The organism is Streptosporangium album (assembly GCF_014203795.1).
GTDB classification, from domain to species: Bacteria; Actinomycetota; Actinomycetes; order Streptosporangiales; family Streptosporangiaceae; genus Streptosporangium; species Streptosporangium album.
Genome location: NZ_JACHJU010000001.1, coordinates 1770035 through 1795457 on the forward strand (window position 1 = coordinate 1770035; position 25423 = coordinate 1795457).

Consider the following 25423-nt stretch of genomic DNA (forward strand, 5'->3'; position numbering starts at 1 on the left):
CCCCGATATCCGCCGACCGTGTCTGCCGGGGACGGGGACGGCTCACCCCGACAGCAGCGCCCGGGTGCCGTCCCAGCCTTCGAGGCCGGGATCCAGCCTGGCGATGTCGCCCGGCACGCGCAGGCGGTGCCAGCCCGGACCGGTGGCGACCGTGCGGGGAGCGGGAGCCGAGGCACGCAGTGCCCCAACCGGGTCGTGGTCGTCGAAACCCACCTCGGCCCAGTCGGGAAAGGGCAGATGGGCGGCTATCGCCACGGCTCCACCGTCGGCGGCCGGGCAGACGGCCAGCCGGGCCCTGCCGAGGGCGCGGAAGAGCTTGCCGATCAGCAGCGCAGGCAGGTCGGGCGCGTCGCCACTCAGCAGGACCGCCTGCTCGCCGTACGGCAGCGCCGCGAAGGCGGCCCGGACCAGGGCGGCTCCGGACAGGTCGGGGATCTCGACGACCGGGGTTCCCGGCCAGACGATCTCCTCCATCCCCGGCATGCTCGTCACCAGAACCGGCGTGACGGAGTCGAGGCCGGCGACGAGCTCGTAGGTGTCCTCGGCCATGGCGGCCAGGAACGCGTCGTCGTCGACTCCCGGTGGGGCCGCTCCCGCCATCGCGGACGTGACGACGACGGCCACCAGTCGTGCTTCCGTCAACATTCCTCCGCGTCGCCGTGGGCCGCCATGGAGAATCCCTCGAGGAACCCCCGCGCCCGCTCGGCCTTGGGATAGTGTTCCACCAGTGCCCAGAACCGGGGACCGTGGCTGGGCACCAGCAGGTGCACGAGCTCGTGCATGATCACATAGTCGACCACCCATGAGGGCATGCCGCGCAGCCTCGTGGAGATCCTGATGGTGCCGTGGTCAGGAGTGCACGAGCCCCAGCGGTGCTGCTGGTTGTCCACCCAGCGCACGCTGGACGGCGTGGCTCTGCCGCCGAGATAGCGCACCGACAGCTCGCTGGCCCGTTCCAGCAGGTCGTCGTCGGAGGGGCGTCTCCGTTGCTCCTTGGCCGCGAGCCGGTCGAGCATGCGCCGCACCCATTGCTCCTCATCGGTGCGGCTCAATCCTGCGGGGAGCAGCACGATCGTTTTCTCGCCGTCGCGGTACGCGGAAACCGTCCGCCGGCGACGAGAACTTCGACGGACCTCGACTGTCTCGGGGGGCACATATGAACGGTAGCCGAGAATGGCGAATTCACACCAGGGGCAGAACACGTTCTGGCTGGTCAATCCCCGTTCGCTGATTGTTCGGCAAGACCGATCCGCTATGGCTGCGGCATATCGAAATAACCTGGATATCTACCGTCTCAGGAGTTGCCGAATCGCGGGTCCCGCCGTTCTCTCTGCGCAGACAGTCCTTCGATCATGTCCTGTGAGGTCATGGTGACCGGCTGGGCCAGAGACTCCCAGCGCAAGGCGGCGTCGAGGTCCGCGTGCCCGCCACCGGCGAGGGCGACCTTGGTGAGCCGGGTGGCGATGGGCGCGTTGGCGGCGGTCCTGGAGGCGATCCCCAGCACCTCCGTCATCAGGGACTCGCCGGGAAACGCCCTGGTGACCAGCCCGGCCGTGGCCGCCTCGGCGCCCCGCATGGCCCGTCCGGTCAGCAGCATCTCCCGGGCCACCCCCACACCGGCGACCCGGGGCAGCAGATAGGTGGCGGCCATCCCGGGGTGCAGGCCGAGCGAGGTGAAGGGGACGAGGAGTTTGGCCTCCTCGGCGGCGTAGACCAGGTCGCAGGCGAGAGCGAGGCACAGGCCCGCTCCGACGGCGGCGCCGTTGACCGCGGCGATGGTCGGCACCTCCAGGTCCGCGATCGCCAGCCAGGTCCGGTAGAAGCCGAGCATCCGGTCACGTAGCTCGGGCACGCCCTCGGCCCCGCGTTCGGCGAGCCAGGACAGGTCCCCGCCGGAGCAGAACGCGCTCCCGGCCCCGGTGACCACCACGCACCGCACGTCACGGTCCCGGCGGAGACCGGCGATCGTCTGCCGCCATTGCTCGGTCATCCCGTCGGTCATCGAGTTGCGCCGGTCCGGGCGGTTCAGAGTGAGCACCACGACACCGTCGTCCCGCCGGTCAACCACGAGCTCGTTCATGCCGGGAGCGTAGTGCACGGAGGGTTGTCCACAGGGGACGCGAGGGTTGTCCACAGGCACAGGGAAACGCCCCCGGGGCCGTGCGGGGGCATGGCACGCTGGCACGCCTCCTCACAGTCACGCTGACGCCCCTTGCAGGAGAGGCGGCCGCGTTCTCTCCCCGCCCAAGGAGTCCCGATGAGACCACGTCTGAAGCCCGCGCTGCGCAGGGTCGCACGTGACGAGCGCACCCTGCAGTTCGGCCTGCACCCCCGGCACACGGTGGTGCTGGCCGATCTCGAACCCGAGGTCCGCCAATGGATCGAGGGGCTGGACGGCATGCGCCATCTTCCGGGAGTGCTGGCCGGCGCGGCCGACGCCGGGATCGGCGAAGAGCACGGCAAGGCCCTGCTCGACCTGCTGGTCAGCCGGGGTGTGGTGGACGACGCCGGGACATCGCCCGGCCCGCTGCGCGGGCTCACGATGGCCGAACAGGACCGTCTCCAACCGGATCTGGACGTGCTCTCCCTCTCCCCCGGCACGACAGACGGCGGCCTCGCGAAACTGGAGCGCAGGCGCGACGCCCAGGTGCGGGTGTATGGAGCGGGCCGGGTGGGCGCGCAGGTCGTCACGCTGCTCGCCGCCTCCGGGGTCGGCAGGCTCTGCGTCGTCGACCCCGGTGTGACCCGGCCCCGGGATGTCGTGCCCGGCGGGCTGAGCTGGGCGGACGTGGGGACGAGCAGGCAGGAGGGGGCGGTTGCGGCTGCCATGACCGTGGCACCTTCGGTCACCGCGTGGACCGGCGACCACGCCGCCCACCTCGCCGACGGCACCCGTAGGCCCGACCTGGCGATCCTCGCACCGGTGGAGCCGCTGGACGGCCTGCTGGTCGAGGAACTCATCGCCTGGAAGATCCCGCACCTGCTGGTGACCGCCTTCGAGGGATGCGGATCGGTCGGTCCGATGGTGCTGCCTGGGCGGAGCACCTGCCTGCAGTGTCTAGATTTGATTCGACGCGACCGCGACCCTGGCTGGCCGGTCGTCAGTGCCCGTCTTGGCGGCTTCCCTGCAGGCGAGATCGCCTGCGGGACGGTGATGTCATCGCTGGTGGCGGCGGCAGCGGCCGGTCATGCGCTTGCTCTGGTCGACGGATGCGCGACAAGTGTGACCAACGGCACAATAGATATTTTGCCTGACCTGAGATGGAGGAGACGATCTTGGAGTGTTCATCCTCAATGTCGTTGCTTCCGAAACGACACGGGTTCGCTAACAATGGTCGCGTCGGCTACCTGCCGCTGATAACCACCGCCCCGAAGGGAGGGAGCGGCGTCGCGCTGTACGGCGGGCACGCCGCAAACCAAAGGTGAGTGACCTTCCGCGCCGCGCCGTTGAGCGCTCCGCCAAACTGGCGGCCCTTCCGATCGGGTTCGCCGGCCGCACCGCCCTCGGGCTGGGGAAACGGATCGGAGGCAAGCCCGCAGAGATCGTCGCCCAGGAAATCCAGCAACGCACCGCCGAGCAGATCTTCAAGGTCCTGGGGGAGCTCAAGGGCGGGGCCATGAAGCTCGGCCAAGCCCTGTCCATCTTCGAGGCCGCCCTGCCCTCGGAGATCGCGGGCCCCTACCGCGCGACTCTGACCAAGCTGCAGGACGCCGCCCCACCGCTGCCGGCCACGACCGTGCACAAGGTCCTCGTCGAGCAGCTGGGAGGCGACTGGCGGGAAAACTTCCGGTCGTTCGAGGACAGACCGGCCGCCGCCGCGTCGATCGGTCAGGTGCACAAGGCCGTCTGGCACGACGGCCGGGCGGTCGCCGTCAAGATCCAGTATCCGGGCGCGGGCAAGGCGCTGCTGTCCGACTTCACCCAGCTGGCCAGGCTCGGCAAGCTCTTCTCGGTGCTGCTGCCCGGCCTCGACATCAAGGCCGTGCTGGGGGAGCTGCGCCAGCGCGTCTCCGAGGAGCTCGACTACCTCCGTGAGGCCGAGGCCCAGCACGCCTTCGCGCTGGAGTTCAAGGACGACCCCGACTTCCTGATCCCGGATGTCATCGCCGCCAACGAGCAGGTGCTCGTCTCCGAGTGGGTGGACGGCACCCCACTGTCGCGGATCATCAGCGACGGCACCAAGGAGGAGCGTGACCGCGCCGGACTGCTTTTCGTCCGGTTCCTGTTCTCCTCGCCCGCACGGGTGGGCATGCTCCACGCGGATCCCCACCCCGGAAATTTCCGGATCATGGAGGACGGACGGCTCTGCGTGCTCGACTTCGGCGCCGTCAACCGCCTGCCCGACGGCTACCCACCGGCCTTCGGACAGCTCACCCGCATCTTCAACAACGGCGACATGGCCAGTGTGGTCCAGGGCCTGCGCGACGAGGGTTTCATCCTCCCGCACATCGAGGTCGACATGGAGGCGCTGCGGGCCTTCCTCGCCCCCTACGTCGAGCCGACCTCGGTGGAGGAGTTCACCTTCAGCCGGGAGTGGCTGCAGCAGCAGGCGGCCCAGGTCACCGATCTGCGTCCCGGCAACGTGGTGCGCCAGCTCAACCTGCCGGCCTCCTATGTGCTCATCCACCGGGTGCACGCGGCGGGCATAGGGGTGCTCTGCCAACTCGGCGCCACCGCCCGCTTCCGTGAAGAGGTGGTCCGCTGGGTCCCCGGCTTCGCCGAAAAGGATCCCGAAGACAGCGAGGACAGCACGGAAATCGCGAGCTGAGCCCCGCCCCATCCCACCCCGTCTGTCTGCCCCGGACGATCGGGCAACCGCATACCGTCCCGCGAACACGGCCGGAACAGCCGGAAGGGGTGGCCCGTTCGGACGGGCCACCCCTCAATGAGCTGTTTCTCTATGCGCTGATCCTCACCGGACCCCCGCGCCGATCCTCACCGGATCAGACGAGGCGCAGGAGCGCATGGCGGAGACGCGAGGACGCGCGCTCCGCGTCCCGGCGAGCGCGACGCAGACGCAGGACGCCCGCGGCCATACGCTGCTCCTCCGCCTCGCGGTGGAGCGTCCGTATTCGGTCGCGTACCAATTCTTCTTGCATAGATGACATGTCCAGGCTCCGGGTGCCGAAGTGGGTCATGGGAAATGGTCCTTTCAAGAACGTTCAGGTTGTGATTGATCAGGCAGCGAGCGGAGTCTTGCGGGGACGTCCGCGCGGACGCTTCCGCGGTACGACGGCTCCCCGAAGGACGAGCTCTCCGCCCCAGACGCCCCAGGGCTCCTCGCGCTCGAGTGCGCGGGCCAGGCAGGCCTGCTGGATCGGGCAGCCTCCGCAGAGCGCCTTGGCGAACTCCACGTCCTCCGGAGACTCGGCGAACCAGAGGTCGGGGTCGGTACGACAGGGGATTGTGGCTTCGTCGATCAGGTCCATGACCGTCTGGGCCCCCATCTGCTTCACCTCTCTGTTAGGTATTGATCTTTGGTTACCTCTGGGTGGGGGTCAGGAATGACGCGGACAAACAAGAAGGCCGCGGATCCTGGTTGCGGATCCGCGGCCTGAAGGCTTTTTCTCTCGGTCAGGTTATGACCGGAGGTTGCCTCCAGGGATACGGACCACGCAGTCCACCGTTTAGGGCGTGCTTGGTCGGTGCGTAGCCTCCGGCATCCGGAGCCGGAACGGCCGGGGAGCCCATCGCCGCGAAAGCGGTGAGAGCGGCCACGCGGCCGACAGGAATCTGGATGCGGGCAGACTGCTCCTGCTGTAGCTGAGCGGCCGAGCCGACCGTGAGGAGGGCCTGACCGTCGCAGGACAGGAGGGTGTTACGGCGCGCGAAGACGAGCCCGGACTGGGCGGACATCAGGATGTTCTTCACAGCGGACTCACCTCCATCTTTGGATCGTCGGACAGGACCGTCCGACTTGCTTGACCATGACCCTAAACCCGGGCCGCAGGGACGGGCAACTTATTTTCTACCTGCAGTTTTACAACTAGCTCACACGGATCATGGCTTCCTGTACCACTGATACCGCCAGTTCGCCGGAACGGGTGAACATCTCGCCTCTGGCCAGCCCGCGCGCCGCACCCGACCAGGGCGACTCCTGGGCGTACAACATCCAGTCGTCCACCCGGAAGGGACGGTGGAACCACATCGCGTGGTCGAGTGAGGCCCCGGAGACGTTGGAGGCGCCCCAGGCGAGGCCGTGGGTCAGCAGCACGGTGTCCACCAGGGTGAAGTCCGAGGCGTAGGCGGCCAGCACCACGTGCAGCAGCGGATCGTCGGGCAACTCGGCGTCGTAGCGGAACCAGACGTTCGTCTTCGAGCCGCGCAGCGCCGGGTCGCGGTGGGCCTCCCATGTCAGGGGGGTCACATATCTGACGTCCACCGGACGCGGCCTGCTCAGCCACTCCCGCCAGGGTGAGTTCTCTCCCACGACCTCCAGGATCCGGTCCTGGAGCATGGGCAGACTCTCCGGCTCGACCACCTCCGGCATGACCGCGGCCTGGTGCCCGACACCCGTCTCCACGATGTGGAAGGAGGCTGACATGCTGAATATCACCTTGCCGTGCTGGATGGCCGAGATCCGCCGGGTGGCGAACGATCGGCCGTCGCGGACCCGCTCGACGTGGTAGACGATCGGGATCGCCGGGTCTCCTGGACGGATGAAATAGGCATGCAGCGAATGGACGTGACGTTCCGGCGGGACCGTACGGCCCGCCGCCACCAGTGCCTGGGCGGCCACCTGGCCGCCGAACACCCGCTGTATGCGCTCCTCGGGGCTGCGCCCCCGGAAAATGTCGAGCTCGATCTGCTCCAGGTCAAGCAGGTCCAGCAGCTCCTTGAGCGCCTCGTTCACGCGTCCTCCGTCTGATCTGCGGCAGCACGACAGAGGGCGAACACCGCCTCGCCGTACCGGTCCAGTTTGACGCGTCCTATTCCGGTAATCGCCAGCAGGTCCTGTTCGGAGACCGGGGCCCGCTCGGCGATCGCCTGCAGGGTGACGTCGGTGAAGATCACGTAGGTGGGGACCTTGGTCTCCTTGGCGACGCTCGTGCGCCATGCCTTCAGCCGCTCCAGCAGGGCTTCGTCGTAGTCGGCCGGGCAGCCGGCGCACCTGCCGAGCTTCTGCTCGGCGGCGGCGACGAGGGTCTTGGCGCAGATCCGGCAGCTCACCGGCACGGCGAACGTACGGCGGTCCTTGGGAGCGGGCGGCGCGGCCCTGCGCGGCGCGGCCAGACGGCCCGTGAGACCGTCGAGGAAGCGGGAGGGTCTCCTGGAGCGGCGCCCTCCCGGCGAGCGCGCCAGCGCCCACGACAGCGTCAGATGGGCGCGGGCCCGGGTGATGCCGACATAGAGGAGGCGGCGCTCCTCCTCGATCTGGTCGGGCGTCTCGGCATAGATGATCGGCAGCATGCCGTCCGTCACGCCGACCAGGAAGACCGCGTCCCATTCCAGGCCCTTGGCGGCGTGCAGTGAGGCCAATGTCACACCCTCGACCGGCGGCGCGTGTTGCTCGCTGGCCCGGCGCTCCAGCTCGGTCACGAAGGTGCGCAGGTCTCCGCCCTTGGCGGCGATGTCCTCGGCGAGGTCGGCCAGGGCCTTCAGTGACTCCCACTTCTCGCGGGCCTTACCGCCTCCGGGAGCCTGGGGGGTCAGGCCGATGCCGGCGAGGATGTGGTGGACGGTCGACGCCGGCTCGTCGTCGTCCGCGACGGAGCGGGCGGCGCCGCGCAGCAGCACGACGGCCTGACGGACCTCGGGACGCTCGAAGAACCGGTCCGCGCCGCGCAGCAGGTAGGGGATGCCCGCCTGGGCGAAGGCCTGCTCATAGGCCTCGGACTGGGCGTTGACCCGGAACAGCACGGCGATCTCGCGGGTCGGCACGCCGCCGTCGGCGAGCTTCCTCACCGCGCGTGCGACTCCCTCCGCCTCGGCGGACTCGTCGTCGTACTCGGCGAAGACGGGGTCGGGGCCGTCGGGACGCTGGGCGATCAGGGCGAGTTTGTGCGGTGTCCTCGCCGCGTCGAGCACCCGGTTGGCCAGGGAGACGACCTGGGGAGTGGACCGGTAGTCCCGGACCAGCTTGATCACGGCGGCGCCGGGATGCTCGACCGCGAAGCCGGTCAGGTAGCGGGGGGTGGCTCCGGTGAAGGAGTAGATCGTCTGATTCGGGTCGCCGACCACGCACAGGTCGTCGCGCCCGCCGAGCCAGGTGTCGAGCAGCAGCTTCTGCAGCGGGTTGACGTCCTGGTACTCGTCCACGACGAAGTAGCGGTACTGCTGGCGGATCTGGGCGGCCACCTCGCGGTGCTCGGTCATCACCGCGGCGGTGAGTTCGAGGATGGTCTCGAAGTCGACCAGGTGCCGGTCGCGGCGGAGCGTCTCGTAGGCGTCGTAGAGCCGGAAGACCTCTTCTGCGGGGACCGGCGGGGTCCGGCCGGCTTTCGCGGCGGCCTCGGCGTAGTCCTCGGGGCCGATCTGGGTGGCCTTGGCCCACTCGATCTCGGAGGCGATGTCGCGCAGCTCGGAGCGGTCCGCGTTCTTGCGGATGGCACGGCAGGCGTCGATCAGCAGGGGGAGCTTCGACTCGATCACCCTGGGCGGGTCACCGCCGATCACCCGCGGCCAGAAGTAGGTGAGCTGGCGCAGTGCGGCGGCGTGGAAGGTGCGTGCCTGCACTCCCGGCGTGCCGAGCTCCCGCAGCCGCTGCCGGAGCTCGCCCGCCGCGCGTGTGGTGAACGTCACGGCCAGCACGCTCTGGGCGTCGGCCACCCCGCTGCGCACGGCGTGCGCGATGCGATGGGTGATGGCCCGCGTCTTGCCGGTGCCGGCCCCCGCGAGCACGCAGACCGGACCGTGGAGGGCCTGTGTCACCTCGCGTTGTTCAGGATCCAGCCCCGCCAGGACGTCGTCGGGCTCCACGGAGACTCCTTACACGCTGTTCAACGATCATGCCTATCGGATCACCGGAAACGATGCGCCGAACAGGTGCGCAATGCCCGTGAGCGTCCATGAACGTCTTGGGTTGTCCTTCATCGTCGTCGCGCAGGTAGACGCATGGGATCACGTCTGCCGAACCCCTGTGGGCCCTGACCGGACGCTGCGCCCGGCAACCCATCATGCCAGGGCGCGTTCATGGTCGTACGACGCGTTCGGGCCTCGAAACCCGGCCTCGCCGAACACGACCTGACAGGAAGGTGGACGCTGAGCGCCCGGCCGGCTCCGCACCGCCGAGGCGGACCACGCGAGCCTGCCGCCAAGCCTGGGACAGAGACCCCCTAAACGCTGTTTAACGGGCCGTATGGAAACATACTCGCGCCAATCAGCCGAACATCGTCCGTTCTGCCGACATGCCGCCGTCAACCTATGTGGCCCATCGAGATGCGCAAACGTACTGGTTTACCCCACAATGGGGGCAAAATGTGGCTTGGGGGAAGGAAGATACTCGTGCGAACTGCGGTAACCGTGAGCGCGCTCGCCCTTGCGGCGCTGGTGATCGCCCCCACCGCGGTACACGCGTCCTCGGCGGCGAACGCGGCCTCCGCGTCATCTCAGGCCGGTGCCGGGGCAGCCGGGAAGTCCGCGTCAGCCACGGAGGCCTCCGGCAACGGGAAGAAGGGCGATCCGACGCCCACCCCCGCTCCCAGCCCGACGCCGACGGCGGCGACGGCGACCGACCCGCTGCTCCAGAGCGTCTCCGTCGACACCGTCGCGTACGGCCCGCACCTCCGGCAGCGGATGGACGTCTGGCACCAGACCGACGGCCTCGTGCGCCCGGGCGTGTTCCTGATCCACGGCGGCTGGTGGTCGTCCGGGGACAAGAAGCAGATGACCGCGGTCAGCCGGAGCTACGTCGAGCAGGGCTACACGGTCTTCACCATCAACTACCGTCTCTCCGGTGAGGCGGCCTGGCCCGCGCAGCGCACCGACACCCTCGACGCCATCGCGACGGCCCGCAAGCACGCCCTCCTGTGGGCCTTCGACCCGGACAACTACGTGGTCGTCGGCTTCTCCGCCGGAGGCCATCTGTCCACCGCCGTCGGCACCTACAAGGACGGCCTGCCCGGCCTGCGTGGCGTGGTCGGCATCTCTCCGGTGATCTCACCGATCACGGCCTACAACGAGGGCGCCGACACCCTCGACCTGAACAGCCGCAAGCTGCGCGAGTCGGCCATCCGTCTCGCCGGGGGCTGCGAGCCCGCCAAGTGCCCCAAAATCTGGAACAGCATGGAAGTGCCACTGCACGCGAGCCGCGGTGACGCGCCCGTCCTGACCTTCCACTCCGATGACGAGTTCGTGTCGGTGGAGCACAGCGCCCGGCTCCAGGAGCGCCTGGCCCGGGTCGGTGTGCACATGACGGTGCGGACCGAGCCGGGGACCGAGCACAGCTCGCCGATGTACCGGCTGCCCGGCGTGGCCGAGACGGTGCAAGCGTGGATAGCCGCCAAGCTCCGCTGACCGACGGGAAGATGAACGGCTCTCACTTTGTTGCCAATGAGCGCCGAACATCACATGAGGGGATTTCCACGAAATGGCGCTGACTGTTTACACCACCACCTGGTGCGGCCCCTGCAAGCGGCTGAAGTCCCAGCTCACCCGCGAGGGCATCTCCTACAAGGAGATCGACATCGAGCGGAACCCCGAGGCCGCGCAGTTCGTCATGAGCGTCAACAACGGCAACCAGACCGTCCCGACCGTGCTGTTCGAGGACGGCACGGCTGTCACCAACCCCTCGGTGATCGAGGTCAAGGCCCGCCTGCGGGTCTGATCACCAGTCTCCGGTCAGCGGCTCGCCGTACCAGGTCTCGATCAGCCTGCGAGCGATCGAGACCTCGGACGGCAGGCGCACCTCGCCGCTCTCCAGGGCGGCCAGCAGCTCGGCTCGGCTGAACCAGTGCGCCTCGGCGATCTCCTCGGGGTCGAGGACGAACTCCGTCGTGGTGGCCCGTGCGAAGAAGCCGAGCATCAGGCTGCGCGGAAACGGCCAGGGCTGGCTGCCCAGGTAACGGGGGTCGGCGATGTGCACGCCGACCTCCTCGGCCACCTCTCGGGCCACGGCGTGCTCCAGCGACTCACCCGGCTCGACGAACCCGGCGAGCACCGACAGCCGCCCCTCGGGCCACTGCGGGCCACGGGCCAGCAGGCACCGGTCCTCGTCGTCGTGGATCAGCATGATCACTGCAGGGTCGACCCGGGGGAAGTGCTGGCTGCCGTCCCTGGGGCAGACCCGCACGTGCCCGCCGGCCCGCACCTCGGTGAGGCTCCCGCAGCGCGGGCAGAACTCGTGGGTGGAGTGCCACGCCTCCAGCGCGACCGCGTAGACCAGGAGCCCGGCGTCCAGGTCTCCCAGCAGCGGGCCGACCTGGCGGAGCCCGGCGGCGACGGGCCGCCCCTCCCGCAGCTCCGAGGGGGCGAGCGGGGCGACGATCCGGTTGAGCGCGTCCTTGTGGGCGGCGCCCGCCAGCGACGCGGACACCGCGAAGTAGACGACGCCCTCGGTGTCGACGCCGAGCAGATAGCGCTCGCCCTCGGGCGCTTCGGCCGTGGACAGCAGGACCAGTGCGGCCTGCTCACCGTCCCGGTGGACCAGCGCCTGCCCGTCGTCGACGACCACGACCCTGCTCGTGCCGTCCGCCCATGCCCGCTTGAGCCACTCGGCGTCATTGCGGAGCAGCGCCGAACGGTCAATCGCGCTGCGTGCGAGCAGCAGCGGTCCCAGTAGTCCTTCTTGTGCCGTGATATCCACGCCGTCCCCGCTTCTCAGACCGACTGGACATCCTACGCCGCAGCACAGACCCGCTTTCCGGGGTACTCGCCATCCGTAGGATCCCCTGGTCCCGTGCGATGCCGCCGAATACGCGATCGCCCCACCGCGATGATCTCCGTCACGCTAGGATGGCCGAAGTTAGGTTAGCCTTACCTGATATCGGGGGTCCCTGCATTGCGGCTGTACCTCACCGCGCTCCGGCCGACCGACTCGGTCACGGACGGTTTCCTCCCGGCGGCGCACGCGCTGGGCTGCGACGTCACGATCCTGACCGACAGGCCGGAGCACCATGCGGCCACCGGGGCCGAGGTGCTCCACTGCGACGTCCGCGATGCGCGGGCAATGATCGACATCATCGCGCACCACCACACGCCGGATGCGGTTTTCTCCAACTCTGACCACATCCAGGCGGAGACCGCTCTCGCCGCCGCCTACTTCGGCCTGCCCGGCAAGGACTGGCGGGCCTGCGTCGCCACGAAGAACAAGGCGCTCACCCGGCGCCGGCTGTCGGCGGCCGGAGTCGAGACCGTCCGTTCCGTACGGCTGGCACCGGACGACCCGGTGCCGCCGGACCCGCCGTTCCCCGCGGTCGTCAAGCCGCGCGAGGGCGTGGCCAGCGAGGACGTCCTGCTGGTACGCGACGTCGGCGAGCTCGCGGCGGCCGTTCGGGACATCCGGGGCAGGCGGCCGGGCGAGACGCTGGTCGTGGAGGAGTATCTCGACGGCCCCCTGCACACGCTGGAGACCGTCGGCGACGGGGAGGAGGTCCGGGTGCTCGGCGGCTTCCGGACGACTCTGGGGCCGCTGCCGTACTTCGTGGAGGAGCGGCTCGACTGGGAGGGGACCCCGCCCGCGCGCGAGCACCTCCTACGGGCGCTGGACGCGCTGGGGGTGGGTTTCGGAGCCTGCCACACGGAGTACGTCATGACGCCCGCGGGACCGCGGATCATCGAGGTCAACTACCGGGTGATCGGCGACCACTGCGACTTCCTCCTCGGCGACCTGCTGGGAGTCCCGCTGTTCGAGCACATCCTCGGCGTCCACCTGGGGGCCGCGCTGCCCGAGCCGGGCCGGGCCGGAGGTCACGGGACCGCGCTGAGCCTGGTGGCGGACCGGCCCGGGACCGTGGCGGCCTCTCCGGGCACGGTCGTGCCGGCCGCCGGAGACCGGGTCCGGCTCTGGCACCGGCCGCTGCGTGCCGTGGGCGACCGCATCGACCTGAGCCACACCAACCGCGACTACCTGGGCGTCGTCCGTGCGATCGGCCCCGACCGGGCAGGCGTCGACGCGGCCGTCGACGCCTTCACCGCCCGGCACCCCTGGGTGATCGCATGACCGGCGGACGCGCGCCGAGCGGACAGGAGCCGGCCGGGCGGAGGCCCGGCGGACGCGAGCCGTACCTGGCCTCCCGTGTCCTGGACGCGCTCCTGCGCGAGGACTACGGCGGCCTGGCCCACCGGGTGACCCGGGGCAAGGACGGCGTCGCGCTGCTGCTGCCCGGCGGTCGCCGGATACGGCTGACGCCGGGCTCGCTGTTCCAGGACTTCGTGGTGGCCCCGGAGGAGGCGCTCCGCCTGGAGGAGGTCCTGCGCGCCCTGCGGGAGATCTCCGCCCCCGCCGACGCCGCCGGGGTCGAGGCGTTCACCCGCGAGTGCCACGAGGCGCTGCGCGCCCTCGACCTCCACGACGCCCACCGTGACGGGATACTCGCCCGGCTGGTCCGTGAGAGCTCTCCCACCCCGCCCGGCCACGACGTCCCCGCCTCCGCACTGCCCGCCTCCGCACTGCCCGCCTCCGCACTGCCCGCCTCCGCACTGCCCGGCGCCGCGCGGTACGAGACGCTCGCGGCCTCCGTCGACCATCCGGTCTATCCGACGGCCCGCTGCCGGGCCGGGCTGTCGGACGAGGAGCTGAGGGCCCACGCGCCGGAGTTCGCGCCCGTCTTCGAGCTGCGCTGGGCGGCCGTACCCCGGGATCGCGCGGCCGGGGCGGCCATGCCCTACGCGCCGGAGTTCCCGGCGGCCGGGCTGCCCCGGGAGCTCGCCGGGACGCACGTGCTGTTCCCGGTGCACCCGCTGACGGTCACGGAGGTCGGGAAGATCCCGTGGGCGGTCATCGGGCCGGAGCCGTACCTGGAGGTCAGGCCCACGCTGTCGATGCGCACGGTCATCGTCGACCGGGACACGCACCTGAAGCTACCGCTGGCCACCAGCACGCTCGGGCTGCGCAACCGGCGGTCGATCAGGCCGGACACGCTGGCCGACGGGGCGCGGGCCGAGCGCCTGCTGCGCGAGATGCCCGATCCCGGGATGCTCGTCGCCGACGAGCAGACGTACGGCCACGCGGGCCACGAGTATCTGGGCTGGCTCGTCCGCCGCCTCCCGGCGGGCGAGGTCGTGCCGGTGGCCGCGCTGCCTGCCCCGCTGCCGGGCGGCGGGCTGGTCGTGGAGGAGCTCGCCGGGCGGTGGTACGGCGGGGACGTGACACGGCTGCTCACCGAATACCTGCGGCTGCTGTTCGGTCTCCACGTGCGGCTCTTCGTCCGGTACGGCACGGCGCTGGAGGCCCACCAGCAGAACCTCTCGCTGGTGCTGGGGAACGGTCCCGCCAAACTGCTGACCAAGGACAACGACGGGCTGCTCACCTCGCCGGCCCGGTTGCGCGCGGCGGGACTGGCCGTGCCGGACTTCACCGACGGGCGGATGGTCACCGACGACCCGCACGCGCTCGCCGACGTGTTCGTGACCATCACCCTGCACCTGGCCGCCGCGGCGGTGACGTTCGGCGTGCTGCCGCCGCCGCAGGCCTCCCGGTTGGTCCGCGACGCGCTCGCCGAGGCGCTCGACGGGCACGGGGACGACCCGATGGCCAGGCTGCTGCGGGCCAGGACCCTCGACGCCGCCCGGCTCGTCGGCAAATCGATGATCACCGCCGGGACCCTGGTGGACAAGGCACGCACCGGGGCGCTCGATGTGAACAAGTTCTACGGCACCAGCGGCCCCAACTACCTGCGCCAGCCCCCTCAGGCCCTCCAGAACGTGATCATGCGAAGGACACCATGACCAGCCTCGCACTCGACTCCTCTCCAGCTGCCGTCGCCGAGGAGGCGTCGCTGGCGGCACTGCTGCGCTGCTGCGTCAGGGAGGTGGCCGGCCCGCGCGGGCAGGTCTGGCACGCCGAGCCGTACGTGCTGCTGCGCGTCGCCGGCACCCTGCTGCGGGTCCGGACGCACGGCGGGCTCGCGCTGCGGTTCGAGGGACCGCCGGAGTGGCTGGAGCGCGGCTGCTGGCAGCCGCTCTCCGCGGACCTGCTCGTCCGGCTCGTCGAGACCGAGCTCGGGGGGAGCAACGAGGAGTTCGCGGCGCAGGTGGACGCGAGCCGGAACGCCATGACGACGCTGCTCACGGTCCGGCGGGACGCCACGCCGCCGGCCGATCCGTGGCTGGCCTCCGAGCAGGGGCTGGTGTTCGGGCATCCGTTCCATCCCAGCCCGAAGGCGCGCGGCGGCGCCGACTGGCTGCGCTACGCCCCCGAGGCGCACGCCGGCTTCCGGCTCCGGCTGCTCGGGGTCCGCGACGACGTGCTGGCCGAGGCGGGCGACACCGGCCCGCTGGACGGGCTCGGCCCGGCTCCGCACGGCTACACGCCGCTGCCCGCACATCCATGGCAGCTCGACCTGCTCGCGGCGGAGCTCGCCGCCCCGCTGGCCGACGGGCGGTTGATCGACCTGGGGCAGGGCGCCCGGATGGCGGTCCCCACCTCGTCGGTCCGCACGGTCTACGAGCCGCGGATCGACCGGTGCCTGAAGTTCAGCCTGGACGTGCGGATCACCAACTGCGTCAGGAAGAACTCCTGGTACGAGCTGGCGGGCGCGGTCGAGCTGACCCGGCGCCTGGGACCGGTGTTCGAGGACCTGGCGGCCAGGTTTCCCGGCACCCGCTGGCTCCCCGAACCCGGCTACCGCTCCGCCGACCTGGGCACCCGGCTCCTGGAGGGACTGGGTGTGATCATCCGTGCGAGCCCGTGGTCGGTCTGCCGCCCGGGGGTGACCCCCCTGCTGAGCGGGGCGCTGGCCGTACCGGGTGATCCTCCGGCCGAGCCCGTGCGCTGGTGGCGCGCCTACGTGGAGCAGGTCGCGCTGCCGGTGCTCGACGCCTACCTGAGCCACGGCGTGGTGCTGGAGCCCCACCTGCAGAACGTCCTGATCGGCGTGGACGCGGCCGGGCTGCCGGTGGAGGCCGTCTTCCGCGACATGGAGGGCACCAAGCTCGTCGCCGGCCGCCACGACCTGTCCGGACTGCCGGAGCGGGTCGCCGAGGCCCTCACCTACGACGCGGCCGGTGGCTGGGATCGGGTGGTCTACTGCCTGATGGTCAACCACCTCGCCGAGATCGCCGCCTCCCTCGCCGGGCCCGGGTCCGCGCGGGAGCTGTGGGCGGCGGCCGGGGAGGTGCTGGCCGGATACGCCGACTCGATGGGATGGCCGCAGCCGCTGTCCGACCTGCTGGCCGGGGCGCCGCTGCCCGCCAAGGCCAACCTGTCGGTCCGGTGGGCACGCTCGGCCGACCGTTCGGCCGGATACGTGCCGGTGGCCAACCCCCTGGCGGTGCTCTCATGATCCCGGACACCCCGGTCCCGAGCGCCTCGGCCATGGGCGGCCTGACCCCGGACGACCTGCCCGCCTACGTCTACGACCTGGCCTCCCTCGACGGGCACGCGGCGGCCGTACGGGCCGCGCTGCCGGGGATCGAGCTGTACTACGCCGTGAAGGCCAACCCCGACCCGGAGCTGCTGCGGGTGCTCGCACGGCACCTGGACGGCTTCGAGGTCTCCTCGGGCGGGGAGCTGGCGCATGTGCGCGGCCTGTTCCCCGGCGCCCCCGTGTCCCTCGGCGGCCCGGGGAAGACCGATGCGGAGCTTTTCGGCGACGTCACCCGGCTGCACGTGGAGAGCCCCGGCGAGCTGCGCCGCCTGCTGGCGTCGGGACGCCCCGCCGACGTGCTGCTCCGGGTCAACCTCTACGTGCCCGTGGCCGGGGCGTCGCTGGCCATGGGCGGCGGCGCGACCCCGTTCGGCATGGACCCCGGCGGGATCGCCGAGTGCGTCGCGCTGCTGGCAGGTCAGGACACGGTACGGCTGCGCGGCATCCACGCCCACCTGGCCAGCGGGCTGGACGCCCCCGCGCTGCTGGAGCTGGCGGCGGCCGTACTGGAGTACGCCCGGACCCTCGGCCTGAGCGAGATCAACCTCGGTGGCGGCATGGCGGTTTCGTACGCCGACCCGGACGCGCGGTTCGACTGGCGCTGCTACGGCGAGGGCCTGGCGAGGCTGCGCCGCCCCGGCGAGGTGCTGCGGATCGAGCCGGGACGGGCGCTGACCGTCTACTGCGGGCGCTACGTGACCCGGGTGATCGACGTCAAGCGGGTGCACGGCGAGCTGTTCGCGGTGGTCGCCGGGGGCACCCACCACCTGCGCACCCCCGCCACCAAAGGCCACTCCCAGCCCCTGGCGGCGCTGCCACCGGGCGAGCCGGTCACGATCGTCGGCCAGCTCTGCACCCCCAAGGACGTCCTGGCCCACCGGGTGCCGGTGAGCCTGGCCGTCGGGGACGTCGTGCAGTTCACCATGGCCGGGGCCTACGCCTGGAACATCTCCCACCACGACTTCCTGATGCACCCGAAACCCGGCTTCCACTACCTGTCCCCCGAGGCCGCCGGTCAGGAGATCGGCGGTGTGGGCCGCCGGTAAGAAAGGTTGTGGGCCGGCGGTAACCGGTCGCCGCCTTGCTGGCCTACGAGAACGTCCAGGCGGTGTCGAAAACGAGATCCGCCGTATCCGGGGTTCTCACTCCCCGGAGGTGACGCGGCAGTTCCTCAGGAGTGCCCGAGGATCCGGTGCGGCCGATAGGGGGCCTCCAGGCGGGCCGTCTCCGCCTCGCTCAGACACACCTCCACCGCCGCGATCGCGTCGTCCAGATGACCCACCTTGGTCGCCCCGACTATCGGCGCGCTCACTCCGGGCCTGCCGAGCAACCACGCGAGGGCGATCTGTGCCGGGGGCAGATCACGCTCGGCGGCCACCGTGCACACCGCGTCGACGACGTCGAAGTCGGCGTCCTCGTACATGGTCTCGGCCAGCGGGTCGCTACCGGTCCGGACCGTGCGCCGCTCACCGCCGCGCGCCCGGCTCCCGGAGAGCAATCCGCGGGCCAGCGGGCTCCACGGGATGACGCCCACCCCCTGGTCCAGGCAGAGGGGGATCATCTCCCGCTCCTCCTCCCTGTACACCAGGTTGTAGTGATTCTGCATCGACACGAACCTCGTCCAGCCGTTGGCCTCGGCCACGTGCTGGGCCTTGGCGAACTGCCAGGCGTACATGCTGGAGGCCCCGATGTAACGCGCCTTGCCGGCCCGCACCACGTCGTGCAGGGCCTCCATGGTCTCCTCGATCGGTGTCTCGTGGTCCCAGCGGTGAATCTGGTAGAGGTCGACGTGGTCGGTGCCGAGCCGGGTCAGCGAGGCGCCGATACCCGCCAGCACGTGCTTGCGGGACAGCCCCCGGTCGTTCGGGCCGGGGCCTGTCGGGAAGTAGACCTTCGTGGCGAGAACGTAGTCGTCGCGGCGCGCGAAGAGCTTGGCGAGCAGCCGTCCGGTGATCTCCTCGCTCACGCCGTCCGAATACATGTCGGCGGTGTCGAAGAACGTCACACCCGCCTCGACCGCGCGCCGCACGATCGGCTCGGCCGCGTCCTCGCGCAGCATCCACTCCCGGGAGGCGGGATCGCCGTAACTCATCATGCCCAGGCAGATCCGGGAGACCTTCAGCCCCGACGAGCCCAGTTTCACGTACCGCATTCCGTCTTGCCTTCCTGTAGTGGTGTGACTGCCTCCTCATGAGGGGCAGCCCGAAGCTCGCGGTAAAGGGTGACCGCGAGCACGACGAGGCCGACTCCGATGAGTTCGGCGGGTGAGGGGAACTGCCGGAGCAACACGATGCCGATCACCGTGGCCGTGGCCGGAAGCAGTGCCACCAGCAGTGCGTACGTGGAGCGGGCCATGCGGACCATCGCGAGTTGGTCGCAGACGTACGGGATCACCGACGAGCAGAGCCCGACCCCGATCCCGGCGGCGAGCACGACCGGGTCGGCCAGCGCGGGAGCGGCCTGCCAGACACCCATCGGCGCGACGCACACGGAGGCGACGAGCATCGCGGCGGCCAGCCCGTCGATGCCGTCGATACCGCGCAGACGCCGGGCGGCACGGTGGGCCAGCACGATGTAGGCGGCGAACAGCACCGCGTTGGCGAAGGCGAACACGAAACCCAGCGGGGCTCCGGCCAGCCGGATGTCGGTCAGCGCGTAGACGCCTCCGACGGCGGCCACGAGTGCCACGATGTTGCGAGCCGTACGAGTGCCGAGCGCGGCCAGCGCGACAACGGGAAGAAACTCGATCGCGGCGACGGTCCCGAGGGGCACGCGGGCGATCGCCAGGTAGAAACAGACGTTCATGACCGCGAGCACCGCACCCCAGGCGATGATCGTACGACGGCCATCGGCGTCGATTCGGGCGAGGATCCGCCAGGGCCGGCGCCAGAGCGCGAGAACGAGCACGGCGCTCCAGATCCTCAGGGTCGCCACCCCGAGTGGCGCGAGCCTGGAGAACGGCAGCACGGCGAAGGCCGGACCGAGATAGTGGAAGACGGCGCTTCCGATGAAGTAGGACCAGGGAGGCGCCGCGGACAGAACGGCGCGAGGGCCGGTGAGCGACATGGCTCCATCGTCGAGCAGCCCGTAACTTGGGAGAATGGCGAATCGAAAGATCAGACCCGAGCGGGCATACGAACCCAAGGGAATCGATGCCCTTGACCTTCGTATCCTCGCCGAACTACAGGTCGACGCCAGAGTGAGCTTCGCCGAGCTGGGCCGCCGGGTCGCCCTGTCGGCGCCTGCGGTGGCCGACCGAGTGCAGCGGCTGGAGGAGGCGGGCGTGATCACCGGCTATCGCGCCGAGGTCGACCCGCGGGCCCTGGGCTTCCCCGTCACCGTGATGGTCCGGATCCGCCCGGCGATCCGGGAACTGCAACGCATCTCCGAGATCGCCCAAGAGGTCCCCCAGATCGTCGAGTGCTACCGGATGACCGGCGACGACTGCTTCTACTTCACGATGCACCTGCGGGCGGTCGACGAGCTCGAACCGATCCTCGACCTGTTCACCCCGTACGGTCACACGACCACGTCTCTCATCCACACCGCACCCGTGCCACGCCGTCCCCTGCCCCTGGAGTGAGGCCCAAGCCCGGGGTCCGGCCGGTCATCGCCTCCACCGAGGGCGCACCGGTGGCGTGCGTCATCCGGTGCGGGTGGACAGGTCGCACTGCATGAGCACGGTGTCGACCCAGCGGCCGTGCTTGTGGCCGACGCCGGCGAGCCTGCCCGCATGGGTGAATCCGAAGGCGCGGTGCAGGGCGGCGGAGGCGTCGCTCCCGGCGTCGGCGATGACCGCGACCACCTGCCGGACCCCGGCCTGCGCGCATCCGGCCAGCACCGCCTCCAGCAGCGCGCGCCCCCATCCCTTGCCCGTCCAGCCGGGCCCGAGGTAGATGGTGTCCTCCACCGTGTACCGGTAGGCCGGTTTCGGCCGCCACGGGCACGCGTAGGCGTATCCGGCCACCTCCCCGTCCACGTCGGCGACCAGGAACGGCAGGCCGCGTTCGGTCAGGTCGGCCAGCTTGCGTTCCCAGTCGGACATGGTGGGCGCGACCTCGTCGAAGGTGACGACGGTCTCGGTGACGTAGTGGGCGTAGACGGCGGCGACAGCTTCAAGATCGCCAGAGGCGGCGGGGCGGATGACCACGGACTCTCCGTTCTCTCCATGAGTTTTTCCATGGCGAACGTGATCATTACTTCGCCACCGACGATCCGTACAACTATCACGGCGTGTGAGGCTCTCATCCACCGCATCCTCGCCGTCGGCCGGAGGCGGGGACCGGCTCGATGAGCACGGCCTGGAGAGGACGGTCAGGCGTGGACACGGGAATGTGGGAGCGGGCCCGCGCAGTCGACGGTGCGGGGCGTGTCGGATCGCCCGCAGGGGAGCCGCCACGCGGCCCACACCGTTTTGCCGGCCTTGTCGCGGAGGGGGATGACGCCCCACTGGTCGGCGAGCGCTTCGACGATCGCGAGTCCCCGCCCGGAGGTCGCGTCCTGGCCGAGGTCGAGCCGGCAGGGCCGCCCGGGACCGTGGTCGGTGACCCGCACGCAGACCCCCTCGGGCATCGCCCACAGTGACAGCCGGATCGGCGGCTCGCCGTACACCGCCGCGTTCGTCACCAGCTCGCTGACGACCAGCACCGCGTCGTCGACGAGATCGAACGGCAGCCTCCACGTGGTGAAGGTCTCGCGTACCATCCTGCGGGCCTCATGGGTGATCGCCGGGTCACAGGGGAGCTCCCAGCCCACGGTCCGGAGGCCGTCCGGAGTGCTTGCGGTCATCGGGCCTCCACGACCTGCGGCTCCGAAGCCTGTGCGGTGGCGATGGCGTAGAACCGGCGCCCGCCCACGCCGTACATCACCGTCCAGCCCGCCTCGGCCTGATCGAGCCAGGCGGCCTGCGACCGCTGATCGCGATCCCACTCCCGGCGAGCCACCTGGACGGCGGGCGATCCCCTTCGGTGCCGCCCCTTCACACGGCCCTCAGGACATGGCGTTCGTGAGGGTACAGCTCGCGATATCTCACGGGAAGAGAGCCGCCCGGAGGACGGCCCCGCCCGTGTGATCCGGCAATCGCCGTCTCCTCGAACCGGGAGTGAAGACCCCGGCCAGACGCTCCCGTCGGGAAGGCATCGGAGGATGACATCCTCCCCTGCGGACCTACCGGCGCCGCCGAAGACATCCGCCGCGCGAAACCCAGCCGCCACCACTCCGCCAACCGCGCCCGGAACTGGGCATGGGTCGGCCGGTCGTAGTCGTGTCGCGGTCTGTGGGGAAGGCACCGGTCGTCGTGTGCGTACGGCGAATGGCCACACCAACGGCAGCCCAACGGGGTGGGCGGCCGGTCGGCATCGAAGCGTATCCGGACGAGCCGGACCGCCCTTGTAAAGTTGACCATGGGATCGGACCTCCAGAGTCCGGTTCAAGGAGTCCGTCAGGTGTTCGTAGCACCCGGCGGACTCCGCTGCTTTGAGGGTTGGTCATGCCAAAGACGAGTGGCTATGGCGATGAATCACCCAGCCCTGGAAACTATCTGTCATCATGCATGAGCAGAAAGTAACTTGCAATAGTGCATTCGAACGAATGCAGCTAGAGAGGAGTCGAACATGCCCGAGGCCCGCGATGGTGTCCATGACCTGAGCCCAACTCTGCGGGCCCGTCGTCTGGCTGTGGAGCTGACCAGTCGTCGCGAGGCCGCCGGGCTGACTCGCGAGGAAGCCTCCCGCCGCCTGGAATGGTCTCCCTCGACCATCTTCCGCATCGAGACCGGCCGTTCCCGGCCTCAGCCTCGCAGCGTGCGAGAACTACTTGCTCTCTACGGCGTCACAGGCACTGAGCGCGACGGCCTCATCCAACTCGCCCGCGAAGCTCGGCAGCCCGGCTGGTGGCACTCCTTCCGCGATGTGCTGCCGAACCCATACGAGGTCTACATCGGGCTCGAAGCCGCAGCCGCCTCGATACACAACTTTGAGTCCGTGGCCATACCTGGCTTGCTTCAGACGCCCGACTACGCCAGAGCCGTCATCAAAGGCGGCGCTCAGGAGCTCGGTCACGATGAAATCGAGCGGCTTGTGGAAGTCCGCCTCACCCGTCAGCAGATTCTCACCAAGCAAGATCGCCCTCGGCTATGGGTCGTGATCGACGAAGCAGTCATTCGCCGTGTCGTCGGCAGCCCGGTCGTCATGCGCGCCCAGTTGCGCCACCTGGTTTCCACCGCCGAAGAAAGCAAGACCACCTTGCAAGTCATACCGTTCAGCGCGGGTGCTCACGCGGGAACGAGTGGTTCGCTCGTCATTCTGGGATTCCCGGAGCCGACCGACCCTCATGTGGTGTACGTCGAGACCCTGACCGGGGACCTCTATCTGGAAAAGCACAGCGACGTTGCCGCCTATAACATTGCATTTGAACGGTTGTGCGCTACGGCTCTGTCGCCGGACGACTCCATAGGCCTGACGAGAAGAGCAGCCGACAGTCTGAGCTAGAGCCCAAAGCAGAGAAGGAGCCGAGGGATGGACCAACCCGATCCCTCCTGTCTGGTCTGGCACAAGAGCCCCTACAGCGGCCAGACCGGCAACTGCGTCGAGGTAGCGCACCTGCCCGAGGGCGGCCGGGCCGTACGGGACAGCAAGAACCCCGACGGGCCGATGCTGCGCTTCACCCCCGACGAGTGGCAGGCGTTCATCGGGGGTGTGAAGGACGGCGAGTTCGACTGACGGGACAGGGCTTTTCACCGAAGGCCTCCAGATCACTGCCATCGATCACCGGCGTCCTCGGATGTGGCGTGGTCATCGGGGCAGCCATCAACAGCTCCGCCTGCCGATCGTTGATCGTTTCCAGGTCACACACCGATCAAGTCCGGCCTGAGGCGGTCGAGGAGGTGTAGGCGATCGTCGAAGGCGACATGGAGAATCATGCGGCTACCTGGCGCGAGCCGTACCCCGAAGGGGCAGGACGGATCGAGGAGGAGGCTCGTAATGACCGCGCAGCCCCACGAACAGGGCACCATGCCGACGATCGACAAGAAGTTCGCGAGCGTCCGTAGAGCTCTGTTCCACCCTGACGACATCGCGGCGTTCGATGCCGGACTGGCCAAGCTCACGTCGACCAGCCCGATCGATCTGGCGTCCCTGGATGAGTTCCTGGAATCGTGGTGGCGCACCGCCGTCACCGCCAACCGTGACCGCGAGGACTGGCACCGGGTCCTGAATGTCGCTGAACGCATCCAGCGAGGAGAACCTCCACAAGGGCGCAACTTCGCCGAGGTCCTGGCCAAGCGTGGATATCAGGTGCCGTGACGGTGACCTACACGATCATTCTCAACCCACTGGCGTAGCACCTCTATGACATCGGGGAGCCGGTCCCCCGGCACCGCGTCGAGCAGGCGGTGTGCTTCCTCGCGCATGGTCATGAGCTCCATGTAGGGTCCGGGACCCCCTGGTCCCAGGAGATCGGTCGTGTGGAGAGACATCGGACAGGTGGGATCGGACCAGACGGTGGACGGCGGGAAAAGCTGAGACAGTGAGCGGATGTTCAGCGAGAGTCTCGTGGCCGTGTCGTCTCGGCCTGTCGTGGAATTGCTCGTCGCGCGCAGTCAGGGGCCTGCCGACCGCACGCTGCTGGTGATCCACGGTGGTCCCGACTGGGACCACACCTACCTGTGCGAGCCGCTCGCCGAGCTCGCCGGCCGGCACCGGGTGGTCCTGCCGGATCTGCGCGGCTGCGGGCGTTCCACCCGTGGGCTCGCCGATGACCGGTACACCCCCGCCGAGGCCACCGATGACCTCGTCGCCCTGCTGGACGCGCTCGGCACACCGCAGGCCGACGTCCTCGGGTTCTCCTACGGAGGCCTGATCGCCCAGCGTCTGGCCCTGGCCGCTCCCGAGCGCGTCCGGCGGCTGATCGTCGCCTCCAGCAGCGTTCTGCCGGTGCCCCCGGACGCCTTCGACGGCTGGCGTGAACGCGAGGAACGGCGCGCCCCGGAGGCCGCGGTGTGGTCGGATCCGGAGCTGTCCGGGCCGGAACTCACCCGCGCGGCGGCTATCGCCGGAGCCGGGGCGAACGTCTGGCGTCCGGAAGCGCTGCCCGCCTATCTGGACCGCCTCGCGGACGTTCGTTTCTCCGCCGAGTGGGCGCGTTCCTGGCAGGCCGGCACCATGCCCAGCGCCCGTCACCGGGACGCGGCCCAGCGGCTCGCCGCGCTCGGCATCCCTCTGCTCCTGCTCCACGGCCGACAAGACATGATCTTCCCCGCGTCCCTGGCTGAAGAGACCGCGGAGCTGATGCCCGCCGCCCGCGCCGTGGTGATCGAGGAAGCGGGCCACATGGCCCACGTCGATCAGCCTCGCGCATGGCTCGACGCCATCACCGGCTTCCTGTCCTGACGGTTCGGCCGCCTGCACCTCTTCTGGGTCAGCCGTGGGCGGGGATCGACTCGATGAGCCTGATCAGGCCCCGTTCGTCGAGGAGGTTGACCGGGCGGACCGTCTCGTTGAGGCGGACGAAGCGGAAGGCGGCGCTCACCTGGTCGACGACCTCGTAGCGGCCGTCCGAGAGTTCGAACACCGCGTCCATCCGGCCCCGGACCAGCCGGTCGGCGATCACCGTCTCGAACGGGACCTCGACGTCCAGCGGGGTGGGCTTCTCGGGCACCGGACGGCGGACCTGCCGGGCCAGGGTCTTGGGATCGGAGGCCAGGATGACCAGGGACGAGACGGTCAGATGGGTGGGCAGCTCCACCTGCCCGCCACCGCGCCGCCGGTTCACGGCCCGCTCCCTGAGCAGGAGCTCGGTGTCGCGCTCCCACGCCTTCGCCCGCTCCCTGTCCCAGCCGCGCAGGTCCGCGAGGGCACCGGCGCGCTCGTTCCCCAGTCCCTGCTCTTCCTCGGGCACGCGCCCGTTCCCCTGCCCCGGCTGCTCCTCCTCTGGCACGCGGCCGTAGGCGGCCAAGGTG

The 25423-nt window shown here is 69.9% G+C and carries 27 protein-coding genes; 13 read left to right on the forward strand and 14 right to left on the reverse strand.

Translation table 11 applies throughout. The annotated features are described in order from the left end of the window. Positions 1-42 precede the first annotated feature (42 nt). The 3 genes from FHR32_RS08260 to FHR32_RS08270 all read right to left on the reverse strand — a co-directional run bounded on the left by FHR32_RS08260 (position 43) and on the right by FHR32_RS08270 (position 2080). Complete coding sequence (locus FHR32_RS08260) at positions 43-645, reverse strand: DUF2064 domain-containing protein (RefSeq protein WP_246466047.1); 603 nt, start codon at positions 643-645, stop codon at positions 43-45. Further along, positions 639-1154 (reverse strand): M48 metallopeptidase family protein, encoded by a 516-nt coding sequence (locus tag FHR32_RS08265; protein ID WP_184753752.1) that lies wholly within the window; start codon positions 1152-1154, stop codon positions 639-641. Before FHR32_RS08265 ends, FHR32_RS08260 begins: the two co-directional genes overlap by 7 nt. 140 nt (positions 1155-1294) lie before the next feature. Further along, positions 1295-2080: an enoyl-CoA hydratase/isomerase family protein gene (locus FHR32_RS08270; protein WP_184753753.1), complete on the reverse strand. Its 786-nt coding sequence runs from the start codon at positions 2078-2080 to the stop codon at positions 1295-1297. 177 nt (positions 2081-2257) lie between these two features. On the opposite strand from FHR32_RS08270, the gene FHR32_RS08275 reads away from it, so the two are divergent. Next, complete coding sequence (locus FHR32_RS08275) at positions 2258-3358, forward strand: ThiF family adenylyltransferase (protein WP_184753754.1); 1101 nt, start codon at positions 2258-2260, stop codon at positions 3356-3358. Between the two features lie 64 nt (positions 3359-3422). After that, positions 3423-4769, forward strand: a complete 1347-nt coding sequence (locus tag FHR32_RS08280; RefSeq protein ID WP_184753755.1) for an ABC1 kinase family protein — start codon at positions 3423-3425, stop codon at positions 4767-4769. Between the two features lie 409 nt (positions 4770-5178). On the opposite strand, the gene FHR32_RS08285 is transcribed toward FHR32_RS08280, so the two are convergent. The 4 genes from FHR32_RS08285 to FHR32_RS08300 form a co-directional block, all read right to left on the reverse strand. Next, positions 5179-5448, reverse strand: a complete 270-nt coding sequence (locus tag FHR32_RS08285) for a WhiB family transcriptional regulator (protein WP_184753756.1) — start codon at positions 5446-5448, stop codon at positions 5179-5181. A 127-nt stretch (positions 5449-5575) separates the two neighbouring features. Then, entirely contained in the window at positions 5576-5872 is a 297-nt protein-coding gene (locus FHR32_RS08290; protein WP_184753757.1) for a hypothetical protein, read from the reverse strand. A gap of 115 nt (positions 5873-5987) precedes the next feature. After that, positions 5988-6854 (reverse strand): acyl-CoA thioesterase, encoded by an 867-nt coding sequence (locus FHR32_RS08295; protein ID WP_184753758.1) that lies wholly within the window; start codon positions 6852-6854, stop codon positions 5988-5990. Further along, positions 6851-8920 carry an ATP-dependent DNA helicase UvrD2 gene (locus FHR32_RS08300; protein ID WP_184753759.1) on the reverse strand — a complete coding sequence of 690 codons (2070 nt, stop codon included), beginning with the start codon at positions 8918-8920 and terminating at the stop codon, positions 6851-6853. The genes FHR32_RS08295 and FHR32_RS08300 overlap by 4 nt, the downstream gene beginning before the upstream one ends. A gap of 525 nt (positions 8921-9445) precedes the next feature. Between FHR32_RS08300 and FHR32_RS08305 the strand changes: the two genes are divergently transcribed. Next, positions 9446-10456: an alpha/beta hydrolase gene (locus FHR32_RS08305; protein WP_184753760.1), complete on the forward strand. Its 1011-nt coding sequence runs from the start codon at positions 9446-9448 to the stop codon at positions 10454-10456. A 73-nt stretch (positions 10457-10529) separates the two neighbouring features. Beyond that, positions 10530-10766 (forward strand): mycoredoxin, encoded by a 237-nt coding sequence (locus FHR32_RS08310; RefSeq protein ID WP_184753761.1) that lies wholly within the window; start codon positions 10530-10532, stop codon positions 10764-10766. Here FHR32_RS08310 and nudC read toward each other — a convergent pair whose 3' ends face one another. Then, positions 10767-11744, reverse strand: coding sequence for an NAD(+) diphosphatase (gene nudC, locus FHR32_RS08315; protein WP_184753762.1), 978 nt, complete (start codon positions 11742-11744; stop codon positions 10767-10769). A 195-nt stretch (positions 11745-11939) separates the two neighbouring features. Here nudC and FHR32_RS08320 point away from each other — a divergent pair, with 195 nt between their 5' ends. From FHR32_RS08320 to FHR32_RS08335, 4 genes are read left to right on the forward strand one after another with little or no spacing between them, the layout of a single operon-like run. Further along, complete coding sequence (locus tag FHR32_RS08320) at positions 11940-13100, forward strand: ATP-grasp domain-containing protein (RefSeq protein ID WP_184753763.1); 1161 nt, start codon at positions 11940-11942, stop codon at positions 13098-13100. Then, a complete protein-coding gene (locus FHR32_RS08325; RefSeq protein WP_184753764.1) occupies positions 13097-14827 on the forward strand; it encodes an IucA/IucC family protein in 1731 nt (576 codons plus the stop codon). The genes FHR32_RS08320 and FHR32_RS08325 overlap by 4 nt, the downstream gene beginning before the upstream one ends. Then, a complete protein-coding gene (locus tag FHR32_RS08330; protein ID WP_184753765.1) occupies positions 14824-16383 on the forward strand; it encodes an IucA/IucC family protein in 1560 nt (519 codons plus the stop codon). The genes FHR32_RS08325 and FHR32_RS08330 overlap by 4 nt, the downstream gene beginning before the upstream one ends. Continuing rightward, positions 16380-17513: a type III PLP-dependent enzyme domain-containing protein gene (locus tag FHR32_RS08335; protein WP_184753766.1), complete on the forward strand. Its 1134-nt coding sequence runs from the start codon at positions 16380-16382 to the stop codon at positions 17511-17513. The genes FHR32_RS08330 and FHR32_RS08335 overlap by 4 nt, the downstream gene beginning before the upstream one ends. A 125-nt stretch (positions 17514-17638) precedes the next feature. Here FHR32_RS08335 and FHR32_RS08340 read toward each other — a convergent pair whose 3' ends face one another. Further along, positions 17639-18619 carry an aldo/keto reductase gene (locus tag FHR32_RS08340; RefSeq protein ID WP_184753767.1) on the reverse strand — a complete coding sequence of 327 codons (981 nt, stop codon included), beginning with the start codon at positions 18617-18619 and terminating at the stop codon, positions 17639-17641. Then, positions 18607-19533, reverse strand: coding sequence for an EamA family transporter (locus FHR32_RS08345; protein ID WP_184753768.1), 927 nt, complete (start codon positions 19531-19533; stop codon positions 18607-18609). The genes FHR32_RS08340 and FHR32_RS08345 overlap by 13 nt, the downstream gene beginning before the upstream one ends. 34 nt (positions 19534-19567) lie before the next feature. Between FHR32_RS08345 and FHR32_RS08350 the strand changes: the two genes are divergently transcribed. Continuing rightward, positions 19568-20050 (forward strand): Lrp/AsnC family transcriptional regulator, encoded by a 483-nt coding sequence (locus tag FHR32_RS08350; RefSeq protein ID WP_184753769.1) that lies wholly within the window; start codon positions 19568-19570, stop codon positions 20048-20050. 60 nt (positions 20051-20110) lie between these two features. On the opposite strand, the gene FHR32_RS08355 is transcribed toward FHR32_RS08350, so the two are convergent. The 3 genes from FHR32_RS08355 to FHR32_RS08365 form a co-directional block, all read right to left on the reverse strand. After that, a complete protein-coding gene (locus FHR32_RS08355) occupies positions 20111-20617 on the reverse strand; it encodes a GNAT family N-acetyltransferase (protein WP_184753770.1) in 507 nt (168 codons plus the stop codon). Between the two features lie 164 nt (positions 20618-20781). Continuing rightward, positions 20782-21255 (reverse strand): ATP-binding protein, encoded by a 474-nt coding sequence (locus FHR32_RS08360; protein ID WP_184753771.1) that lies wholly within the window; start codon positions 21253-21255, stop codon positions 20782-20784. After that, positions 21252-21410: a hypothetical protein gene (locus tag FHR32_RS08365; protein ID WP_184753772.1), complete on the reverse strand. Its 159-nt coding sequence runs from the start codon at positions 21408-21410 to the stop codon at positions 21252-21254. Before FHR32_RS08365 ends, FHR32_RS08360 begins: the two co-directional genes overlap by 4 nt. 669 nt (positions 21411-22079) lie before the next feature. Here FHR32_RS08365 and FHR32_RS08370 point away from each other — a divergent pair. The 4 genes from FHR32_RS08370 to FHR32_RS08385 all read left to right on the forward strand — a co-directional run bounded on the left by FHR32_RS08370 (position 22080) and on the right by FHR32_RS08385 (position 24854). Beyond that, positions 22080-22955, forward strand: a complete 876-nt coding sequence (locus FHR32_RS08370; protein WP_184753773.1) for a helix-turn-helix domain-containing protein — start codon at positions 22080-22082, stop codon at positions 22953-22955. Positions 22956-22982: 27 nt separating this feature from the next. Then, positions 22983-23186, forward strand: coding sequence for a DUF397 domain-containing protein (locus FHR32_RS08375; RefSeq protein ID WP_184753774.1), 204 nt, complete (start codon positions 22983-22985; stop codon positions 23184-23186). A gap of 261 nt (positions 23187-23447) precedes the next feature. Beyond that, on the forward strand, positions 23448-23768 hold the full coding sequence (locus FHR32_RS08380) for a DUF6247 family protein (RefSeq protein WP_184753775.1): 321 nt from the start codon (positions 23448-23450) through the stop codon (positions 23766-23768). A gap of 231 nt (positions 23769-23999) precedes the next feature. Next, a complete protein-coding gene (locus FHR32_RS08385) occupies positions 24000-24854 on the forward strand; it encodes an alpha/beta fold hydrolase (protein WP_184753776.1) in 855 nt (284 codons plus the stop codon). A 28-nt stretch (positions 24855-24882) separates the two neighbouring features. Here FHR32_RS08385 and FHR32_RS08390 read toward each other — a convergent pair whose 3' ends face one another. Further along, positions 24883-25419 carry a hypothetical protein gene (locus FHR32_RS08390; RefSeq protein WP_184753777.1) on the reverse strand — a complete coding sequence of 179 codons (537 nt, stop codon included), beginning with the start codon at positions 25417-25419 and terminating at the stop codon, positions 24883-24885. Between the last annotated feature and the right edge of the window lie 4 nt (positions 25420-25423).

Excerpts from the sequence above, each read along its gene's own strand:
- FHR32_RS08340 (WP_184753767.1), bottom strand. The coding sequence starts at position 18,619 with ATGCGGTACGTGAAACTGGGCTCGTCGGGGCTGAAGGTCTCCCGGATC.
- FHR32_RS08380 (WP_184753775.1), top strand. The coding sequence starts at position 23,448 with ATGACCGCGCAGCCCCACGAACAGGGCACCATGCCGACGATCGACAAG.
- FHR32_RS08335 (WP_184753766.1), top strand. The coding sequence starts at position 16,380 with ATGATCCCGGACACCCCGGTCCCGAGCGCCTCGGCCATGGGCGGCCTG.
- FHR32_RS08385 (WP_184753776.1), top strand. The coding sequence starts at position 24,000 with ATGTTCAGCGAGAGTCTCGTGGCCGTGTCGTCTCGGCCTGTCGTGGAA.
- FHR32_RS08370 (WP_184753773.1), top strand. The coding sequence starts at position 22,080 with ATGCCCGAGGCCCGCGATGGTGTCCATGACCTGAGCCCAACTCTGCGG.
- FHR32_RS08375 (WP_184753774.1), top strand. The coding sequence starts at position 22,983 with ATGGACCAACCCGATCCCTCCTGTCTGGTCTGGCACAAGAGCCCCTAC.
- FHR32_RS08345 (WP_184753768.1), bottom strand. The coding sequence starts at position 19,533 with ATGTCGCTCACCGGCCCTCGCGCCGTTCTGTCCGCGGCGCCTCCCTGG.
- FHR32_RS08275 (WP_184753754.1), top strand. The coding sequence starts at position 2,258 with ATGAGACCACGTCTGAAGCCCGCGCTGCGCAGGGTCGCACGTGACGAG.
- FHR32_RS08270 (WP_184753753.1), bottom strand. The coding sequence starts at position 2,080 with ATGAACGAGCTCGTGGTTGACCGGCGGGACGACGGTGTCGTGGTGCTC.
- FHR32_RS08350 (WP_184753769.1), top strand. The coding sequence starts at position 19,568 with ATGGCGAATCGAAAGATCAGACCCGAGCGGGCATACGAACCCAAGGGA.
- FHR32_RS08325 (WP_184753764.1), top strand. The coding sequence starts at position 13,097 with ATGACCGGCGGACGCGCGCCGAGCGGACAGGAGCCGGCCGGGCGGAGG.
- FHR32_RS08260 (WP_246466047.1), bottom strand. The coding sequence starts at position 645 with ATGTTGACGGAAGCACGACTGGTGGCCGTCGTCGTCACGTCCGCGATG.
- FHR32_RS08330 (WP_184753765.1), top strand. The coding sequence starts at position 14,824 with ATGACCAGCCTCGCACTCGACTCCTCTCCAGCTGCCGTCGCCGAGGAG.
- FHR32_RS08285 (WP_184753756.1), bottom strand. The coding sequence starts at position 5,448 with ATGGGGGCCCAGACGGTCATGGACCTGATCGACGAAGCCACAATCCCC.
- FHR32_RS08310 (WP_184753761.1), top strand. The coding sequence starts at position 10,530 with ATGGCGCTGACTGTTTACACCACCACCTGGTGCGGCCCCTGCAAGCGG.
- FHR32_RS08360 (WP_184753771.1), bottom strand. The coding sequence starts at position 21,255 with ATGACCGCAAGCACTCCGGACGGCCTCCGGACCGTGGGCTGGGAGCTC.